A 19,932-nucleotide genomic window follows, 5' to 3' on the forward strand; every position below is an offset into this window, starting at 1 on the left:
TCCCGTACCGGTCCCCGCCGCGCGCCGGTCCCGGCCTGGCTCCGGTCCTTGTCTGGCTGGCTCCGGTCGGCGCCCGGCCCGCCCCGGTCAGGGAGCCCTGGCCCTGTCCCTGAGCCCTGGCTCAAGGGCGCGGCCCGCGAACGGCCAAGACGCCCTCGGCCCTCGCCTCAGCCCAAGGGGGCGCCTTTACGCCACTCCCCCGGTCCGCGTCCCCGCGGAGGCCATGCCGAGCCAGGTGTGCGGGTTGCCCTCCCAGCACCAGCCCAGCTTTGGTGCCTTCTGGCTGATCCAGATCGCCGGGACCCGGCGGTCACCGCACCGTGAACCGCCCAGCGAGAAGCACTTGTTCTTGACCAGCACCTGCGGGAAGTGGGTGATGAGCGCGATTCCCTCCTCGATGGTGAGCAGGGAGCGGTCCCGTCCGGCGATGGCCTTCATGGCGTCGTGGGGCACCACGCCGCAGAACTCCTCTCCGCGTTCGATGTCGAACAGCAGATAGGCGTCCGGGTCGGGAAGCGGTGTCTCCTCGGTGGCGACGAATCGTTCAAGGGAGCCGGGTTCAAAGGTCCGGTCCACGAAACCGGGCAGACGCCCGCCGTGCAGGACGGTACGCGGCATCGTCTCCTCAATGGGCGCCACGTTCCGGGTGACGACCAGCAGGAACGGCACACGGCCCTCGTCCCCCGCCCCGGTCCCGGGCTCGTATCGGCTCTCCTGGGCCGCCACCGCGCGGCCCCGCAGCGGGGCGACCAGCGCACCGAACCGCTCAGGGCCGAGGCCGGACAGCTCCGGGTAGCCCAGGTCGGTCAGGACGCGCACCTGGCGGTCGAATTCGGCTCCCGCGTCGAAGGGGGTCCGGGCCAAGGGGATTCCTCTCGTCGGGGTTTCAGATGGGGGATCTCAGATGGATTCGGGGAACGGATTCGCGGCAAGCGGGATCGTGACGGTCATCGGGGCACCTCGATCCTGGCCAGGGAGCCCGTTTCCAGGGCGCACCACAGGGCGCCGTCGTACGCGGCGATGCCGTGCGGTTCGCAGTCGGCGCGGGGCAGGTCGTACGCCGTGATCCGGCCGTCCGTGGTGATGCGTCCGACCCCGCCGCGCCCCCATTCGGTGAACCACAGCGCCCCGTCGGGGCCGCCCGTGACCGCGTGCGGGCGGGCCTGGCGGTCGGGCAGCGGGTACTCGGTCACGGTGCCGTCCACCGTGATGCGGCCGATCTGCCCCGCGCCGATCTCGGTGAACCACAGGGCGCCGTCCGGCCCTTGGGCGATGCCCACCGGCGCGGCGGCCTCGGTCGGCAGGGGGTGGGCGGTCGTCAGGCCGTCCATGGTGATCCGGCCGATGGCGTTGCCCTGGTTGAGGGTGAACCACATCGCGCCGTCCGGCCCCGCCGCCATGGCGGACGGGAAGGCCCCGGGCGCGGGGTGCTGGGTGGCGCCTGGCACGGGGGGCTCGGTGACCCCGGACGCGGGGTACTCGGTGATGTCGCCGTCCATGGTGATCCGCCCGATGCGGTCGGCGGCCGACAGCGTGAACCACATGGCCCCGTCCGGGCCCGCCGCGATCCCGTACGGACCGCCCCCGGCGGTCGGCGGTACGAAGGAGGAGACCGCGCCGTCGACGGTGATCCTGCCGATGCGGTGTGTGCCGTACTCGGTGAACCACAGGGCGCCATCGGGCCCTTGGGCGATCATCATCGGCTTGGCTCCGACGGAATGGACGGTGATCCGGCCGTCCGCGCCCCTGCGGCCGATCGCGCCCTGGTGGACCAGAGTGAACCACAGGGCGCCGTCAGGGCCTTCGGTGAGCGCATAGGGTCCGGCCTCCGGGTCGCTGACGGTGAAATCACTGACGCTGACATCGCAGCCCGTGACGTCACGGCCCCTGACATCGCAGCCCCTGACATCGCAGCCCCTGACATCACTGACGCCGACATCGCCGACCCCGACCTCGCGGACCTGCTCGGCGAGCCACCGGCCGATCCGGTCCAGCAGCACCTCGCCCCGCTCGGACAGGTGGAAGGCGTGCGGCATATCCGCGTACTCCTCCAGGCGCACGCTCACCCCGGCGGCACCGGCCGCCTCGGCGAAGCGGCGGGCGTCGTCCAGGAGGATCTCGTGCGCACCGACGGCGATCAGCAGCGGCGGCAGCCCGCGAAGGTCCCCGTACAGCGGCGACTGCGGAGCTCGGTCGGCGGGCGCGCTGGCCAGGTACCGGGCGCGCAGGGAGTCGAGGGCGGCCCGGTTCATCACATCCTTACCGTCGTTGGCGGAGAGCGACGCGCCGGTAAGGGCGAAGTCGGTGACGGGTGAGACCGCGACCGCGGCACCCGGCTGGGGACCGCCGGTCCGCCGGATCTCCAGCAGCGCGGAGAGCACCAGCGTGGCGCCGGCCGACTCGCCGGCGAGCACGACCTCGGCGGCGGGGACGCCCGCGTCCAGCACGCTCCGCCAGGCGGCCAGGACGTCTTCGAGCGCCGCGGGATACGGGTGTCGGGGCGCCAGCCGGTAGTCCACCCGCAGGGCGGGGCGGCCGGTCGCCTTCGACAGCCGATAGGCCATCACCCGCTCGGCCTCGGGCATGGTGTGGGCGAACCCGCCGCCGTGCACATAGATCACCGCGCCGCCCCGGGCGCCCGGCGCGCGGACCCAGTCGCCGCGCACCTTGGCATCGTCCGGAAGCGGGACGGCGATCAGCGCGTCGGGGCGGTCGCGGACCGCTCGGGCCGCCTCGGGCGCCGTGGGAACGGCGATGACGTTCAGCAAACGGTCCTCCGTCGTGGGTGGTCGGGACTCGCCGGGGGGGGCAGCGGGCTCATCGCGGAGGCGGGCCCATCTCCCTCGCGAAGCAAAAGTTACGACGGAGGTAAAGTTAGGTCCGTCCTCTATTGCCCGTCAACGTAAATATGCTACGAGGGTAAGATTCGTCCTCATGGACATCGAGTCGAGCACCACGACCGACTCCGCGGCCACCGGCCTGCGCGAGGCCAAGAAGCGTGAGACGCGGCAGCTGATCTCCGACCGGGCCACCGAGCTCTTCATGGCGCAGGGGTTCGAACGCACCACCATTGCCGAGATCGCCGACGCCGCGCGCGTGGCGAAGAAGACGGTGACCAACTACTTCCCGCGCAAAGAGGATCTGGCCCTCGACCACCAGGACGAGTTCGTCACCGGCCTGGCCCGCGCCGTCGCCGCCCGGGAGCCCGGCGAATCCGCCTTCGCCGCGCTGCGGCGCGCCCTGCTCTCCGCCGTCGCCGCACAGGATCCGGTCGCCGGTTTCGCCGGACCGGAGTTCACCCGCATGATCGTGGAGAGCCCCACCCTCTCGGCCTGTCTGCGCGGACTGCACGACCAGCGCGAGGAGGCCCTGGCCGCCGCTCTGGCCGCGGCGACCGGCACCTCCCCGGCCGACATCACCCCGCGCACGGCCGCGTCCCTGCTCGCCGGGGTGCACCGCGTGCTGTTCCACCGGATTCTGGACCTCACGCTCGCGCGGCACGGCGGCAAGGAGATCGCCGCGATCCTCGAAGCCGAGGCCACCCGGGCGTTCGCCCTGCTGGAACCGGCCCTCGCCGACTACGCGCGGGCCTGAGGCCGCCCTCGAACGTCACCCAGGGACCGTCGCCCCCGGCCGTCAGCGCGCCGCCGACAGCGCATCCGTGAGGACGGCGGGCGCCTCGGCCAGTGAGGGGCCGTACCAGGTGAGGTGACGGCCGCTGACCAGGGCCGCCGGAAGGCCGGGAAACGCCTCGGGGCCGTCGTCGGCCGTAAAGCGGTACGGCTCGTCGGGCAGCACCACCAGATCCGCGCCCCGCGCCGTCAACTCCTGGATCGGGACGCGGGGATAGCGCTCGGGATGCGCGCTGTAGAGGTGCTTCACGCCGAGCCGGGCCAGGACGTCACCGGCGAAGGTGTCCCGGCCCAGCACCATCCATGGACGCCGCCACACCGGTACGACGGCGTGCCGCGCCGGGCCGGTGGCCCGTACGTCCGCCCAGGCGGCCTCGGCCGCGTCCAGCCAGCCGGGCCTGACCAGTCCGCAGCCGCGCACCAGGACCCGCTCCAACTCGCTGAACGCCTGCTCCAGGGTGCGCACTTCGGTCACCAGGACCTCCAGACCGGCGGCGCGCAGCGCGGCGAGGTCGGAGGGGCGGTTCTCCTCCTCGTTGGCGATCACGAGATCCGGTGCGAGGGCGGCGATCCGGGCGGTGTCTGGGTTCTTGGTGCCGCCGTACCGCTCCACGGCGAGGCCGGGCGGATGCGTGCACCAGTCGGTCGCACCGGCCAGCAACTCGGGCTCGGTGGCGGCGACGGCCTCGGTGAGCGAGGGCACGAGGGACACCACGCGCCGTACGGGGGTGCGAGGGCTCATCGCTCCACCGTACGGCGCGACCGGCCCCGCGGTTCCGCACATGCCCGCGGTCCCGCGGTTCCGCACACCCCCGCGGTCCCGCGGTGCCGGATACGAGCCGTGCGGTACGAGCCGTGCGAACCGTAAGGCGCCCATCGCAGCCTTACGGCCCGCGCGCCCGTACGAGCCTCACACCCGTACAAGCCCCACGACCGTACGAGCCGTAAGAACGGCACGGCCCACGCCGCTACGCCGCCTCGGCCGGCGACTCCCATGGCCAGGCGGCCCGCCCGACGCGGTCGCCCCGCGACAGGAGCCCGACCATCGTGAACAGCTTGTCGCTGAAACCGCCGATCTCATACCGGTTCGGGCGGCCGGTGTCGATGGACGTGGGCGCGTAGCCGGTGGTGTTGACGCCGAACACCGGCACCCGCGCCGGGACGGCCTCCGAGGCCGGAACGGACCGGCGGCCGCGCATATGCGGAAACGCCTGCATATCCGAGACGATCACAACCCGGTCGTGGCCGTTATAGGCGGCCCGCAGCGCCGCGCCCGTCTCCGTGCCGTGCCCGACCTCGCCGATCCGCGCGCAGAACCCCTCGATATCGCGGAGCACCGAACCGCCCGGGGTCAGCCGGTGGCCGAAGTGCCCGGAGGCGAAGCCGACCAGGTCCACCCGGCAGCCGCGGTGCGCGAGCGCGACCCCGAAGAGCGCGCCGACGTCGACATGACGCACCTGGGAGCGGCCCGAGACCGGCGCCTGCATCGAGCCGGAGGTGTCGACGAGCACCAGAGTGCGCCCCGGCAGCGCCGGGACGGCCGCCGTGGCGGCGGTCAGCGCCCGGTCTAGGGCGTGGCCCCAGCGTAGCGACGGCGCGGCCCGGTAGGCGGACAGGAAGCGGTACGGGAACTGACGGGAGCGGGCCACCTCGGCCGGATCGGCCAGCCGCGCCGCGACCCGCTCGGCGGCCTCGTCCGGCAGCCCGGCCTCATCGAGGTTGCGCAGATTGCGGAGCAGCGCCATATAGCCCATCGAGGGCAGTACGGCCTGCCAGGCCGTCGCGTCCATCGGCCCCTGGAGCCAGCCCGCGAGCGCCTCCCAGGTCATCCCGGCGGTACGGAGCGCGTCGGCGGCGTCCGGCCGCTCCAGCACGGCACGGCGCTCCCACTGCGGCAGGGCCGTGAGCCGGGCGCGGGCGCGCAGGGTGCGCAGCGAGACCGGGGGCGCGGCCTCCCGGTGGTGGCGGCGGTCGATGGCATGCCGGAACAGCTCGCCCTGCCACGGCTTGTCGGGGTCCGGGGCGGCGTGCACCAGCTCCAGGACGTCGGCGAAGCGGAAGCCGTGGCTCTCGGTGTCGTGCTTGAGCAGCGAGCGTTCGGTGTAGAGGCGGCGGGCGGCGTCGGCGAGGCCGCGCTTGACCGGCTTGGGCAGGGCGCGGCCGTGGTGGGCGGTCCAGTGGGCGAGGAACTCGCCGGGCTCGTCGGCGCGCAGACACGCGGCGTCGACGATACGGCGGTTGTCGCCGTGCAGCCCGGCCGCGAGACGTGCCGCGACGGCCTCGGCGGCGGCGACCAGCGACGCGGTGCGCATCTGGGCGTCGGCGCGCAGCCAGGTGATGAAGCGCGCGGTCCAGTCGCCGTCCTCGACGGCGACCGTACGGACGAGGGTGCGGAAGCGGTCGTCGCGGTCGCCGGAGGGCTCGTAGAAGGTCTGCTCGCCGACCATGTTCACCACGGCCAGCAGCACCAGGTCGGACTTGCTGTCGCGGGTGACGGCGGCGCCGCCCTCATGGGTGGTCGCGGTGGCCATGGCGCGCCGGAGGGTGCGATTGAACTTCGTCATGCGGTCATGCCTCTCCCCCGAGTGGGCACAGGAGGAGGCGTGCGCGCCGGTGCGTCGGCAGCGCCTGAGGTCAGGAGTGGGCGGCGGACTGTTCTGGAAAGGAAGTAACCGCGGCCCGCGCACCAGGCGCCCCGATGCCGTGCGCGCGCCTCCCGAGATCAAAGTCGACGACGGTACGTTTCCCACCCCGCGTCGGCGGGGTGTTTCAGGAATCGAACCCAAATCGACCGAAGTAACCGTCGTCTTCGCACCGGGAGGTGCGTTCACGGATACGACAGTAGGGGGCCGTCTCCTCGGCCGTCATCCGGTTTTCTCCGCACCCGGCGGCACGGCACGGCGCTGCGCCCAGAGGCACGGCGCAGCGCATGGCCACAGCACAGCACCGCGGCCCGGAGCGGGTGCTCCGGGCCGCGGTGTGCGTGGTGCCTACGGGGTGTCAGGGAGCCACCGGCGCCATCTTGTCGACGATGCCGGGGTTGGCGTCCATCCACTTCTGGACGCCCTTCTCCTCGTTGCCCTTACCGGCGTCCTGGATGGCCTGCTCCAGGCTCGCCAGCTCCTTCTCCGTCATGTGCCACTTCTTCAGCCACCCGTTGAACTCGGGGAACTTCTTCGGGAAGGACTTGTTGGCGAGGGTGTGGAGCTGGTTGCTGGCCCCGAACGCCTGCTTCGGGTCGGCGAGCTTGGTCAGCTTGTACTTGCTGTAGGCCCAGTGCGGGGTCCACAGGACCACGGCCACCGGCTCCTTCTTGGCGTACGACCGCTCCAGCTCGGCCAGCATCGCTGGCGAGGAGCCGTCGCTGACCTTGTACTCCTTGTCCAGGCCGTACTCCTTGAGCACCTTGCCCTTCAGGAGCTTCATCTCGCCGGTCCCGGGCTCGATACCGACGATCTTGCCGCCGAAGGTGCTGGCCTTGCCCTTGAGATCGGCGAGCGACTTCACGTCCTTGACGTAGGACGGCACCGCGATCTCCAGCGAGGTCTTGTCGTACCACGACCCGACATCGACCAGGTTCTTCTTGTATTTGTCCCAGTACTGTTTCTGGGCGACCGGTAGCCAGCCGTCGAACTCGACATCGACCTGTCCGGTGCTCATCCCGGTGAACATCGAGCCGACGTCGTACTGCTTGATCTCCGGCTTGTAGCCACGCCGTTCGAGGACGTTCTTCCACAGGTAGGTGGTGGCGATGTCCTCGTCCCACGGGAAGTACCCGATCATCGGCGCGGCGCCCGCGTCCTTGCCCTTCTGGTCGCCGCCGCCGGGCACCGGGGCCAGCTTGTTGGCCATGCCCGGGTTCTGCTTCAGCCAGGCGCGCACGCCCTGCTGCTCCTTGCCCTTACCGGCGTCCTGGATCGCCGACTCCAGGCTGGTGAGCTGCTTCTCGGTCAGCTTGAAGTTCTTGATCCACTTGGCGACCTGGGGGTTGTCCTTGGAGAAGCCCTTGCGCGCGAGGGAGTCGATGCGGTCGCCCTTGCCGAAGGCGCCCTTGGGGTCCTTCAGCTTGGTGAGCTCGTACTTGTCATACGCCCAGTGCGGGGACCACAGGGTGACGGCGATCGGCTCCTTCTTGGCGTAGGAGCGGTCCAGTTGGGAGAGCATGGCCGCGGTGGAGCCCTTGACCAGGGTGAAGTTCTTGTTCAGGCCATAGCCGGGCATGACCTCGTCCTGCATCAACTTCATCTCACCGGCGCCGGGCTCGATGCCGACGATCTTCTTCTTGAAGGTGCCGGCCTTCTTCTCGAGGTCGTCCAGGGTCTTGACGCCCTTGACGTACGACGGCACCGCGACCTCCAGCGAGGTGGGGCCGTACCAGGAGCCGAGGTTCTCCAGCTTGCTCTTGTACTTCGACCAGTACGAGGCGTGGGTGGTGGGCAGCCAGGAGTCGGTCTCGAAGTCGATGTTGCCCGCGGCCATACCGGTGTACAGCGCGCCGACGTCGTACGACTGCACCTTCGGCTTGAAGCCGCGCTGCTCCAGGAGCTCCTTCCACAGGAAGGTGGAGGCGACGCCCTCGTCCCAGTTGATGTAGCCGATGTTGACCGACTGGCCCTTGCCGACGTTGGCGGAGACCGTGGGTCCCTCGTCGTCGTCGCCGAAGATGCTCATACCGCCGGCGACCAGCGCCAGGACGACGACGCCGACCATGGCGACGGAGGTGGCGGGGCGCCAGTGCAGCACCTTGAGGCCGCTGAGCGCCTTGGCCCTCTGCTTGGCCAGCGCGCGGCGGGCCAGCGGGGAGACGCGCTGATTGAGCGCGCTGGTCATCCGGTCCAGGTACATGGCCAGGATGACGACCGCGATACCGCCCTCGAAGCCCATCGCGACGTCGACGGAGCTGATCGCCTGGAAAACGGTGGAGCCCAGGCCCTCGGCGCCGACCATACCGGCGATGACGACCATGGACAGCGCCAGCATGATCACCTGGTTGACGCCCGCCATGATGGTGGGCAGGGCCAGCGGGAACTGGACGCGCAGCAGGGTGCGGCGCGGATGGGTACCGAAGGCGTCGGCCGCCTCGACCAGCTCCGCATCCACCTGCCGGATACCCAGTTCCGTCATGCGGACGCCCGGGGGCATCGAGAAGATGACGGTGGCGACGACGCCGGGGACCACCCCGAGGCCGAAGAAGAAGATGCCGGGGATCAGGTAGACGAAGGCGGGCATCGTCTGCATGAAGTCCAGCACCGGGCGGATCGTGGCGCTCACCGCGCGGTTGCGCGAGGCCCAGATGCCCAGCGGCACCGCGAACACCACGGTGATCACACCGGCGACCAGCACCAGTGCGAGGGTGTTCATCGCCTCGCCCCATAGCTCGATCGAGTCGATGAGGGCGAATCCCAGGAAGGCGAGCACGGCGGGCAGCAGCCCGCGCAGCCACCAGGCGAGCAGCGCCAGGATGCCCGCGAGCAGCAGCGGCTCGGGGCCGCTGAGCACGGTGTTCAGCCCGTCGTACATGCCCTGCACGACGCTGGAGATGAAGTCGAAGAGCCAGCTCAGATTGTCTCGGAGCCAGTTGACGCCGGAGTTGATCCAGTCGCCGAGCTGAAGCCTAGGCACCGGTGATCACCTTCTTGGTGGCCTCGGGCGCGTCCGGCGCGCCGCCGGCCGGTGGTTCGGCCCCGTCGGGTCCGGTGTCCGGCTCGCCGAGGACGGCGAGCAGCCGGGCGCGGCTGACGACACCGGTGAGCGCACCGTCGTCGCCGGTGACGGCGACCGCGACCCCGCTGCGCGAACAGGGCCGGAACAGCTCGATGATCGGAGTGCTCTCGGTGACGGTGGCGGGGGCTGCCGCGAGCACGTCCTGCGCGGTACGGAGTGTGGTGCCGTCGTCGGTCGTGGTGCCCAGCACCTCGCTCGGCTCGGCCATGATCGCGCCGGCGGTGAGCACCCGGCTGCGGTCGACGTCCTGGGTGAAGGAGGCGACGTAGTCGTTGGCCGGGGTGACCAGGATGTCCTCGGCGGTGCCGATCTGGACGATGCGGCCGTCGCGCATCACGGCGATGCGGTCGCCGAGCCGCATGGCCTCGTTCAGGTCGTGGGTGATGAAGACGATGGTCTTCTTGAGCCGCTTCTGGAGCTGGAGCAGCTGGTCCTGCATATCGCGGCGGATCAGCGGGTCGAGGGCGCTGAAGGACTCGTCCATCAGCAGCATGTCGGCGTCGGTGGCCAGGGCGCGGGCGAGGCCGACGCGCTGCTGCATACCGCCGGAGAGCTCATCGGGCCAGGACTTCTCCCAGCCGGCCAGGCCCACCAGCTCCAGCGCCTCGGTGGCGCGGCGGATGCGCTCCTCGCGCGGCACGCCCTGCACCTCGAGGCCGTACGCGGCGTTCTCCAGGACGCTGCGGTGCGGAAAGAGGGCGAAGTGCTGGAAGACCATGCTGATCTTGCGGGACCGGACCTCGCGCAGACCCTTGGGGCTGAGCGCGGTCAGATCGTCGTCGTCGAAGAGCACACGCCCCGCGGTCGGCTCCAGCAGTCCGTTCAGCATGCGCAGCAGGGTGGACTTACCGGATCCGGACAGACCCATGACGACGAAGATCTGGCCCGCCTCGACGGCGAAGGAGGCATCGATGACCGCTGCTGTCGTACCGTTCGCACGGAGCTCCTCGCGGTCCGCGCCGCCCTCGAGCTGCGCCACCGCCTCATCGGGTCGTCTGCCGAACACCTTGTACAGGTGTTCGGCTCGCAAATTGGCCACATGTACCTCTCAGATCGCACCAAAAAACGACCCGCCACCCCCGCCGGCGGGTCGTGGAGCGGTACGGCATCGGACCGCTGACCGCCGCAATAGTTGAATCACTGAACGGGTTCGCTCCGGGGGCGCGCCTGCCCCGATCGATGTGACGCAAACCAAACGGTGATCCACTTCACATTATCCCCGCGGTAGTTGTCAGTGGGGTAGTGCATAGTCGAGATCGTGACGCGACGCCTGATGCTCCTCGACACCGCCTCTCTGTACTTCCGCGCCTATTTCGGGGTGCCGGATTCGGTCCGGGCCCCCGACGGCACTCCGGTGAACGCCGTGCGCGGCCTGCTCGACTTCATCGCCCGGCTCGTCCAGGACCACCGCCCGGACGACCTGGTGGCCTGCATGGACTTCGACTGGCGCCCGGCCTGGCGGGTCGAGCTGATCCCCACCTACAAGGCCCACCGGGTGGCCGAGGAGGCCCCGGAGGGGGCCGGGGTGGACCAGGAGGAGGTGCCGGACACCCTCTCCCCGCAGGTCCCGGTGATCGACGAGGTGCTCGACGCGATCGGCATCGCCCGGGTGGGCGCCGCGCACTATGAGGCCGACGATGTGATCGGCACGCTCACGGGCCGGGCGACCGGCCCGGTCGACATCGTCACCGGCGACCGCGATCTGTTCCAGCTGGTGGACGACGAGCGCGGGGTGCGGGTGCTCTACCCCGTCAAGGGCGTGGGCACCCTCCAGCTGGTCGACGAGTCCTATGTACGCGAGAAGTACGGAGTGAGCGGCCGGGGGTACGCGGAGCTGGCGCTGCTGCGCGGCGACCCCAGCGATGGGCTGCCGGGGGTGCCAGGCGTCGGCGAGAAGACCGCCGCCAAGCTGCTGGCCGCCCATGGCGACCTGGCCGGGATCATGGCCGCCGTGGACGACCCCGCCGCCAAGCTGACCCCCACCCAGCGCAAGCGGCTGGCCGAGGCGCGGCCGTATGTCGAGGTCGCCCCGAAGGTGGTCCAGGTCGCCTCGGATGTGGCGCTGCCCGCCTTCGACCCGGCGCTGCCGCGGTCGCCGCGCGATCCTGGGGGTGTGGAAGCCCTGGCCGAGCGCTGGGGATTGGGCGGATCTTTGCGCAGACTGCTGTCCACTCTTGAGGGGTGAGCTGTTAGGTTAGGTAAACCTAACTCTTGTTGATCAGGGAGGTCGCCATGGCGGACCGTCCGGCCCGTAAGACGCGCACGCCGTATCGCGCCCAGGTGCTGCGCACCGATCGGCTCACCCCGCATATGGTGCGGGTGGTCCTGGGCGGCGACGGCCTCGCGGATTTCCACGCGGGCGAGTGCACCGACCACTACATCAAGATCCTCTTCCCCACCGGGGGCGCCACCTACCCCGAGCCGTTCGACCTGGAGCGGATCCGCGCCGACTTCCCGCGCGAGCAGTGGCCGGTCACCCGGACGTACACGGTGCGGGCGTGGGACCCGGCGGCCCGCGAGCTGACGGTGGACTTCGTCACCCATGGTGACGAGGGGCTGGCCGGGCCGTGGGCCACCCGGGTCCAGCCGGGCGAGGAGATCCACTTCATGGGGCCGGGCGGCGCGTACGCCCCCAGCCCCGAGGCCGGCTGGCATCTGCTCGCGGGCGACGAGAGCGCGCTGCCCGCGATCGCCGCCGCGCTGGAGCGCCTCACCGACAGCCGGGCGGGCGGCGCGGCCGAGGTGCCGGTGCGGGTGTTCATCGAGGTGGCGGGCGAGGCGGACGAGGTCAAGCTCACCGTGCCCGAGGGGGCCGAGGTGAGCTGGCTGCACCGGGGCGCCGCGCCGGTCGGCGAGGCGCTGGTGGCGGCCGTGCGGGGGCTGGAGTTCCCGTCCGGGCAGCTGCACGCCTTTGTGCACGGCGAGGCGGGCTTCGTGAAGGAGATCCGCCGCCATCTGCGCCTCGAGCACCAGATCCCGCGCGAATGGCTGTCCATCTCCGGCTACTGGCGGCGCGGCCATGACGAGGACGGCTGGCAGGCGTCGAAGCGGGAGTGGAACCAGCAGGTCGAGGCGGAGCAGGAGGGGGCCGGGCCCCAGGAGGCCGCGGCGTAGGGAATCGCCGCACGTACGACCGTCAGGCCCCGGCCGGGAGCATCCGGCCGGGGCCGATTGCGTGCTCCGGCCTCAGCGGGCACGGCAGAGTACCGGCGTCGATCCGGCGGCGGAGAGCGCACTCCGGCTCACAGGAGTCCGTACCAATGACTTGACATATCGTCATAAGAGCTCCGTACGCGCCTTTTTAGCACCTTCCGCACCTACCGCTCTTTTGGTTCACTCACATCGAGCGAGAGTTTCGGCACGACAGTGATCTCGGCGCCGGCCCGTTTCATGCACGACTCGCCCTACCGCGGTCGGCACCCAGGCACGAGTCCCCCTCAAGTCGCCATCACCGGTCATGCGGTCTCCGCTGAAGGCCGTGGCGTCCCGGGCCCGCGGGGTCCATCTCCTTCCCACCCCTCTTCCCCTCGCGCGGCGGAATCCGGTGCGGTCGACGGCCGCGTCGCCCACCCCTCCCGCTCTCGGCACACCCCCACACCAGAGCAAGACGATCGAAGAGGAGAAAGCTCATGCCCATCACCTCCCTCACCCCCAGCCAGGGCACGATCGGCACTGCCGTCAGCATCAACGGCACATCGCTGGGCACCACCGTCTCGGTGAACTTCGGCGGCGCCGTCGTCAGCCCGGCGACGGTCTCCAACACCCTGGTCACCTTCGTGGTCCCCTCCTCCGCGCCGTGCTCGGGCCAAGTCTCGGTCAGCGCCAACCTGTCGAACGGAACCAGGACCAATGCGGTGCCGTTCTTCGTCATCGCGCGGCCGACGACCACGGGGTTGAACGAGACATGCCTGCCGGCCGCCGGTGGGGCGATCACGGTCTTCGGCACCGGCTTCGCGTCCGGGGGCACTGTCAACGTGGGCGCTCTCACCCCAGTCGCGTTCGCCGCCGGCGGCAACAACACCCAGGTCACCGTCACCGCTCCGGCTCACACCCCGGCCGGCTGCTTCGACACCCAGCAGGTCACGGTCACCACGGCCGGCGGCACAGGGACCGCGGGCGTCACCCTGATCGACTACTACAACGCGCCGAGCCTGACTGGCGCCACACTGACGCCTGCCACGGGCCCGGCGGGGACCGAGACCACCATCTCCGGCGCCACCTGTCTCGTCGGCATCAGCGACGTGACGTTCACCGACTCGGCGGCCACCGCCTTCACGGGCCTGGCCTTCACTCCCATCGACGAGACCTCCATCGTCACCGCGGTGCCCGCCGCGGCGGCCGCGGGCGCCGGAGCCTTCACGATCACCACATGTGGTGGCACATCAGGCCCCGCCGCCTTCACCGTCACCTGATCCACCGGCCGCGGGCGGGCACGAACGTCTCCGCACGGTCATCCCGCTGGGTCAGCGCCCCGCATGGCACACGGTGAATCCCGATCCCCCGTGCCCTGGCCGACTCTCCGCCGGTCAGGGCACGGCCGTCCGTACGGCACAAGAAGGAGAAGAGCATCATGGCCCCCGTAGTGACCAGCGTCAGCCCCACGCAAGGCAATCCGGCCGGGGGCACTCCTGTCACGATCAATGGTTCCGGCTTCACCGGGGCCAGCGCGGTCAGGTTCGGCCCCAACCTGGCCACCAATGTGGTCATCGTGAGCGATACGCAGATCACGGCCAGAACGCCCCCGGGGAGCGGCACGGTGAGGATCACGGTCACCGGCCCGATGGGCACCAGCACCCAGAACGTGTTCTTCAGCTACACGACGGTCGCGGCTCCGGTGCTCACCGCGCTCAGCCCGTCCTCGGGGCCCACCGGCGGCGGCAACACCGTCACCATCACCGGCACCAACCTCACCAGCGCCACCCAAGTCCTCTTCGGCCCCACCCCCGCCACCATCCTCACCAACACCCCCACCCAAATCACCGCCACCGCACCCCCCGGCACCGGCACCGTGAACGTCACCGTCACCACACCAGGAGGCACCAGCAACCCCCTCTCCTACACCTACGTCACCACCCCCGCACCCACCATCACCGCCCTCAGCCCATCCTCGGGCCCCACCACCGGCGGCAACACCGTCACCATCACCGGCACCAACCTCACCGGCGCCACCCAAGTCCTCTTCGGCCCCACCCCCGCCACCATCCTCACCAACACCCCCACCCAAATCACCGCCACCGCACCCCCGGGCACCGGCACCGTGAACGTCACCGTCACCACACCCGCCGGTACCAGCAACTCCGTCCCCTACACCTACGCCGCGGTCCCGGCCCCCACCATCGCCAGCCTCAGCCCGACCAACGGCCCCACCACCGGCGGCAATACGGTCACCATCACCGGCACCAACCTCACGGGTGCCACCCAAGTCCTCTTCGGCGCCACCCCCGCCGCCATCCTCACCAACACCCCCACCCAGATCACCGTCACCGCTCCGGCGGGGCCGCCGTCGGTGGTGAACGTGACCGTGACCACGGCGGGGGGTATCAGCAACCCGCTGTCGTACATCTATGTCGCCGCGCCGATCGTCATCGGTGTGAGCCCGCAGTTCGGTCCGGACACCGGCGGCAACTCCGTCACCATCACCGGCAGCAACCTGGCCCTGGCGAGCGCCGTCAACTTCGGCCCCAACCCCGCCACCGGACTCACCGTGATCTCCGACAATCAGCTGACGGCGACCGCTCCGCCCGGAACCGGCACGGTCGTGGTCACCGTGACCACACCGGGCGGCACCAGCACCCTGGGCCCCGGGAACCCGTACTACACCTACCTCGGCGCCCCGGTCATCAATACCCTCATCCCGGACACCGGCTCATCGCTGGGCGGCGACTCCGTCACGATCAACGGCGCCAACCTCACCTACACCGACTCCGTGACCTTCGGGGGAACCCCGGCCTCCTTCAGCGTGCTCTCGGACACCCTGGCCGTGGCGACGGCTCCGGCCCACGCGGCCGGAACCGTCGGCGTTCAGCTGCACACCCCCGCGGGCAACAGCAACACCCTCCCGTTCACCTACGACCCGGCCTGAGCCCGGCGCGGCGGGCGACGGGCTCAGCCGACCGAGGAGTACGCCACCACCCCGCGCAGCAGCCCGTCGACCGCGCGGCGGGCGCTGCGCGCCACCGTGCCCTCCGGGGCCGCCGCGGCGATCTGGCCGAGCACATCGATCAGCTGCTTGTTCCAGCGCACGAAGTCACCGGCGGGCATGTCGATTTCCCGCAGCACCTCGTCGAGCCCGTGTCCGGACGCCCAGCGGTAGGCGGCCCAGGCGAAGCCGAGGTCCGGCTCGCGCTGGCCGACGCCCTCCGCCTGGTTGATCTTGTGCTCCTCCTCCAGGGCGTCCAGCCGCCCCCATATGCGGACCATCTCGCCGAGCGCGTCCTTGGCACGGCCCGTGGGCAGCTTGGGCGGCAGCGCGTCGTCGGCCGTCCGCGCCTCGTAGACGAGCGCGGAGGCGCAGCCCGCGAGCTCGGCGGGGCCCAGCCCCTCCCAGATGCCCTCGCGCAGGCACTCGCTGGCCAGCAGGTCCAGCTCGCCGTAGAGCCGGGCCAGCCGCCTGCCCTCGTCCGTGACCTGGTCGGCGCGCAGATAGCCGAGCTCGCTCAGCAGCGAGCAGATCCGGTCGAAGGTGCGGGCGATGGTGTTCGTACGGCCCTCGATGCGCCGCTCCAGCTGCCGGGTGTCACGCAGCAGCCGGTGGTAGCGCTCGCCCCAGCGGGCGTGGTCCTCGCGGTCGGAGCAGCCGTGGCAGGGGTGGGCGCGGATGGCCGCGCGCAGCCGCGAGATCTCGGTGTCGTCGGCGGCGGGCGAGCGCTCCTTGCGGTGGCGCCGCGCATCGTGGTGGCCGGCCTTGGTGCGCAGCGCGGAGGCCAGATCGCGGCGGGACTGGGGGCTGCGCGGATTGAACGACTTGGGGATCCGCATCCGGTCCAGCGGCTCGACCGGGATCGGGAAGTCGATCGACGCCAGCCGCTTGACCTGCCGCTCGGCGGTGAGCACCAGGGGCCGCGGCCCGTCGTGGTACTCCATGCCGCGGTGGCCGCCGACCCGCCCGGCGGGCAGCCCGGGGTCAAGCACCAGCGCGAGGCCGGCGAACTTGCCGGTGGGCACATGGATGACATCGCCGGGGCGCAGCTTCTCCAGGGCCACCGCGGCAGCCGCGCGCCGCTGGGCCACGCCCTGCCGGGCCAGCTCGGTCTCGCGGTCCTTGAGCTCGCGGCGCAGCCGTGCGTACTCGTCGAAGTCGCCGAGGTGGCAGGTCATGGAGGCGCGGTAGCCCTCGAGCCCCTCCTCGTTGCGCTGCACCTGACGGGAGATCCCGACGACCGCCTTGTCGGCCTGGAACTGCGCGAAGGAGGTCTCCAGCAGCTCGCGCGAGCGGTGCCGCCCGAACTGGGAGACCAGGTTGACCGCCATGTTGTACGACGGCTTGAAGGAGGAGCGCAGCGGATACGTCCGGGTGCCGGCCAGCCCGGCGAGCGCCACGGGGTCCATGGTGCGCTGCCACAGCACCACCGCATGGCCCTCGACGTCGATACCGCGCCGCCCGGCCCGGCCGGTCAACTGGGTGTACTCGCCGGGGGTGATGTCGACGTGCTGCTCGCCGTTCCACTTGACGAGCTTCTCCAACACCACCGAGCGGGCGGGCATGTTGATGCCGAGCGCCAGGGTCTCGGTGGCGAACACCGCCTTGACCAGGCCGCGGACGAAGAGCTCCTCGACGACTTCCTTGAAGGTGGGGAGCATTCCGGCGTGGTGGGCCGCGATGCCCCGCTCCAGGCCCTCGAGCCATTCGAAGTACCCCAGCACATGGAGGTCTTCGTCGGGGATCCCGGCGGTGCGCTCCTCGACGATGGCCCGCACCTGGGAGCGCGCCGCGTCGTCGTTGAGCCGCAGCCCCGCGTGGAGACACTGCTGGACGGCGGCCTCGCAGCCGGCCCGGCTGAAGATGAAGGTGATGGCCGGGAGCAGCCCCTCGGCGTCCAGCCGGTCGATCACCTCGGGCCGGCCGGGGGTCCAGATCCGGGTGCGCTGACGGCGCTCGCGCTCCCGGTCGGCCTCGCGCATATTACGGCCGCGGCGCTTGTCGCGGCCGAAGCTGGGGCGGCTGTTCTCCATCCGGGCGAGCCGGACCAGATCGGGGTTGACCTCACGGCGTCCGCCCTGGTCACCGTCGCGGCCGCTCTTCTCCTCGAACAGGTCGTACATCCGCCGACCGGCCAGGACGTGCTGCCACAGCGGCACGGGGCGGTGCTCGGAGACGATGACCTCGGTGTCGCCACGGACCGTGTCCAGCCAGTCGCCGAACTCCTCGGCATTGGAGACGGTCGCGGAGAGTGACACCAGTGTCACCGACTCGGGGAGGTGGATGATGACCTCCTCCCAGACGGCGCCGCGGAACCGGTCGGAGAGGTAGTGGACCTCGTCCATCACCACATAGCCGAGGCCCAGCAGCGACCGGGAGCCGGCATAGAGCATGTTCCGCAGCACCTCGGTGGTCATCACGACCACCGGGGCCTCGGAATTGACGCTGTTGTCCCCGGTGAGCAGGCCGACCTGGTCGGCGCCGTAGCGCTTCACCAGGTCGGTGTACTTCTGGTTCGACAGCGCCTTGATGGGCGTGGTGTAGAAGCACTTGCGGCCCTGGGTCAGCGCCAGGTGGACGGCGAACTCGCCCACGATGGTCTTGCCCGAACCGGTGGGAGCGGCGACCAGCACGCCCTTGCCGCCCTCCAGTGCCTGGCACGCCTCGATCTGGAAGGGGTCCAGATCGAAGTCGTACATCTCGCGGAAGGGGGCCAACGCGGTGGCCTGCTCGGCGGCCCGGAAGCGGGACGCCGCATAGCGCTCGGCGGGAGATAGCTCGTCGGTCATCGTATCTACGAGCCTACCGGCCACCTCCGACAGCGCACGCGATCTTTATCGGGGCTTTGTTCGGCCCGCCGCCCCGGCCGCCGGACCGGGCCGAACGGTGGGCGGGCACGGTCCGGCCGGGTACGGGCCGCGTACGGCCGCTTGCCGCGGGGCGCCGCCGCTTGCCGCGGGCGCCGGTCGGCTACGGCCGCGGGCGGCTATGTGACGTCGTCGTAGCCGTTGCGCCGGGTGGTGCCGGAGTCGTCCCCGTCGGTGAGCTCCGGCGCGGCGCTGGGCGCGGCGACGGCCTCGGGCGTCAGATCCAGCTGGGACGCCTCATCGTCGCTCAGGCCGAAGTCCGGGTCGGCGGCGCGGCGGCGCGCCTTGCGCCGGTCATTGATCAGGGCGACGCCGACGGCGCCGAAGTAGAGCACGACGACCGGCCCGGCCAGGGCGAACATGCCGATCGGGTCGGTGCTGGGGGTGGCGATGGCGCCGAAGACCGTGATGCCCATGATCATGGCGCGCCACCAGCCGAGCATCCGGCGTCCGCTGAGGACGCCCGTGAAGTTCAGCAGGATCAGCAGCAGCGGAAGCTCGAAGGCGAGCCCGAAGACGACGACCATCCGGGCCAGCAGATCGAGGAAGTCATCCAGCGGGAGGAGGTTGTTGGCCCCTTCGGGGGTGAAGCCGATGAGGACCTTGGCGCTGGTCGGAAGGATCATGTACGCGAAGTACGCGCCGCCGACGAACAGCGGTACGCCGAGCCCGACGAAGAACAGGCCGTACTTCTTCTCGTTGCGGTGCAGCCCGGGCGCGAGGAAGGCCCACAGCTGGTACAGCCAGACCGGGGTGGCCACCACCAAACCGGTCGTGAAGGAGACCTTCAGCATGATCGTGAACGGCGACAGCAGACCGTTCACGGTGAAGTAGGCGCAGTCGTGGCCCTTGCTCCCGCTACCCGAGAGATCGGAGAGCGATACCCCGCCACAGCCGACGGCGTCCAGCACCGGCTGCATCAGGAACTTGGCGATGTCCATATAGAAGAACATCGCGACGGCCGTGACCACGCAGATCGCCAGGACCGATTTGAGCAACCGGTTGCGCAGCTCGCGCAGGTGCTCGGCAAGGGGCATCCGCCCCTCGGGGTCCTTCTCCTTCTTGCGGGCAGACTTGAGCAACCCACGTCCTCATCTCGTGCGTCCGGTGGCGGCCCTTCGTGCCGCCTTCAAGTGGCCCTGAGTCAGCGCTTGGTGGTGTCGCTCGGCTCCGACACCGGGCGCGAGCTGGTCACGTCTCCGGGCGCGGCCTGGATCGTGCGGTGCGTGGCGTCGTCCTGGCCGGGGGTGGGCGGGTCCGCGGGTGTCGCGCTCTGCTGACCGTCCGACTTCATCGCCTTCGCCTCGCTCTTGAGGATCCGGGCCGACTTGCCCAGCGAGCGAGCCATGTCCGGCAGCTTCTTGGCACCGAACAGCAGCAGCACGACGACAAGGATGAGGAGAATCTCGGGAACGCCGATCTTTCCGAACAGCATAAGCGTCTACCTTCTCACCGAGGCGGCTGGGGGTGGGTCGGCCCGACCGGTCGGACAGGTGTCCGGCAGCCGTGCTGTCAGCGATCGTAGCGCGCAGGGGTAAACCGGAAGCAATCCCCATGCGGACTTCGGGTT

Annotated in this window: 13 protein-coding genes and 2 pseudogenes; 5 read left to right on the forward strand and 10 right to left on the reverse strand. The window is 70.7% G+C overall.

What is annotated here, in order from left to right; translation table 11 throughout:
• Positions 1-186: 186 nt before the first annotated feature.
• The 3 genes and pseudogenes from AB0E24_RS36160 to AB0E24_RS36170 form a co-directional block, all read right to left on the reverse strand.
• Complete coding sequence (locus tag AB0E24_RS36160; RefSeq protein WP_359383611.1) at positions 187-864, reverse strand: DUF5701 family protein; 678 nt, start codon at positions 862-864, stop codon at positions 187-189.
• 83 nt (positions 865-947) lie between these two features.
• Positions 948-1,859: pseudogene (locus AB0E24_RS36165) on the reverse strand (Vgb family protein); the annotation flags it as partial.
• Positions 1,860-2,030: 171 nt separating this feature from the next.
• Positions 2,031-2,666: pseudogene (locus AB0E24_RS36170) on the reverse strand (alpha/beta hydrolase); the annotation flags it as partial.
• A 268-nt stretch (positions 2,667-2,934) separates the two neighbouring features.
• Here AB0E24_RS36170 and AB0E24_RS36175 point away from each other — a divergent pair.
• The gene (locus AB0E24_RS36175; protein WP_069869056.1) at positions 2,935-3,594 is read left to right on the forward strand and encodes a TetR/AcrR family transcriptional regulator; all 660 of its coding nucleotides are present in this window, start codon (positions 2,935-2,937) and stop codon (positions 3,592-3,594) included.
• A gap of 42 nt (positions 3,595-3,636) precedes the next feature.
• Here AB0E24_RS36175 and AB0E24_RS36180 read toward each other — a convergent pair whose 3' ends face one another.
• The 4 genes from AB0E24_RS36180 to AB0E24_RS36195 all read right to left on the reverse strand — a co-directional run bounded on the left by AB0E24_RS36180 (position 3,637) and on the right by AB0E24_RS36195 (position 10,395).
• Complete coding sequence (locus AB0E24_RS36180; RefSeq protein WP_359383615.1) at positions 3,637-4,374, reverse strand: helical backbone metal receptor; 738 nt, start codon at positions 4,372-4,374, stop codon at positions 3,637-3,639.
• 226 nt (positions 4,375-4,600) lie between these two features.
• Entirely contained in the window at positions 4,601-6,196 is a 1,596-nt protein-coding gene (locus tag AB0E24_RS36185) for a TROVE domain-containing protein (protein ID WP_359383618.1), read from the reverse strand.
• 436 nt (positions 6,197-6,632) lie between these two features.
• Positions 6,633-9,254, reverse strand: coding sequence for an ABC transporter permease/substrate binding protein (locus tag AB0E24_RS36190; RefSeq protein WP_069869054.1), 2,622 nt, complete (start codon positions 9,252-9,254; stop codon positions 6,633-6,635).
• Positions 9,247-10,395 (reverse strand): quaternary amine ABC transporter ATP-binding protein, encoded by a 1,149-nt coding sequence (locus tag AB0E24_RS36195; RefSeq protein ID WP_069869053.1) that lies wholly within the window; start codon positions 10,393-10,395, stop codon positions 9,247-9,249. The genes AB0E24_RS36190 and AB0E24_RS36195 overlap by 8 nt, the downstream gene beginning before the upstream one ends.
• Positions 10,396-10,629: 234 nt before the next feature.
• Between AB0E24_RS36195 and AB0E24_RS36200 the strand changes: the two genes are divergently transcribed.
• The 4 genes from AB0E24_RS36200 to AB0E24_RS36215 all read left to right on the forward strand — a co-directional run bounded on the left by AB0E24_RS36200 (position 10,630) and on the right by AB0E24_RS36215 (position 15,438).
• The gene (locus tag AB0E24_RS36200) at positions 10,630-11,541 is read left to right on the forward strand and encodes a 5'-3' exonuclease (RefSeq protein ID WP_079257010.1); all 912 of its coding nucleotides are present in this window, start codon (positions 10,630-10,632) and stop codon (positions 11,539-11,541) included.
• 47 nt (positions 11,542-11,588) lie between these two features.
• The gene (locus AB0E24_RS36205) at positions 11,589-12,470 is read left to right on the forward strand and encodes a siderophore-interacting protein (RefSeq protein WP_079257011.1); all 882 of its coding nucleotides are present in this window, start codon (positions 11,589-11,591) and stop codon (positions 12,468-12,470) included.
• 515 nt (positions 12,471-12,985) lie between these two features.
• Complete coding sequence (locus tag AB0E24_RS36210; protein WP_069869050.1) at positions 12,986-13,768, forward strand: IPT/TIG domain-containing protein; 783 nt, start codon at positions 12,986-12,988, stop codon at positions 13,766-13,768.
• Positions 13,769-13,926: 158 nt separating this feature from the next.
• Positions 13,927-15,438, forward strand: a complete 1,512-nt coding sequence (locus AB0E24_RS36215) for an IPT/TIG domain-containing protein (protein WP_359383626.1) — start codon at positions 13,927-13,929, stop codon at positions 15,436-15,438.
• A gap of 23 nt (positions 15,439-15,461) precedes the next feature.
• Here the strand turns inward: AB0E24_RS36215 and AB0E24_RS36220 are convergent, their stop codons facing one another.
• The 3 genes from AB0E24_RS36220 to tatA all read right to left on the reverse strand — a co-directional run bounded on the left by AB0E24_RS36220 (position 15,462) and on the right by tatA (position 19,794).
• Entirely contained in the window at positions 15,462-18,284 is a 2,823-nt protein-coding gene (locus AB0E24_RS36220; RefSeq protein ID WP_069869047.1) for a DEAD/DEAH box helicase, read from the reverse strand.
• A gap of 197 nt (positions 18,285-18,481) precedes the next feature.
• The gene (gene tatC / locus AB0E24_RS36225; protein ID WP_079257013.1) at positions 18,482-19,444 is read right to left on the reverse strand and encodes a twin-arginine translocase subunit TatC; all 963 of its coding nucleotides are present in this window, start codon (positions 19,442-19,444) and stop codon (positions 18,482-18,484) included.
• A 62-nt stretch (positions 19,445-19,506) separates the two neighbouring features.
• On the reverse strand, positions 19,507-19,794 hold the full coding sequence (tatA, locus tag AB0E24_RS36230; RefSeq protein ID WP_069869122.1) for a Sec-independent protein translocase subunit TatA: 288 nt from the start codon (positions 19,792-19,794) through the stop codon (positions 19,507-19,509).
• Positions 19,795-19,932 lie beyond the last annotated feature (138 nt).

The sequence above is a fragment of the Streptomyces malaysiensis subsp. malaysiensis genome, from assembly GCF_040653035.1.
Lineage (GTDB): Bacteria > Actinomycetota > Actinomycetes > Streptomycetales > Streptomycetaceae > Streptomyces > Streptomyces malaysiensis.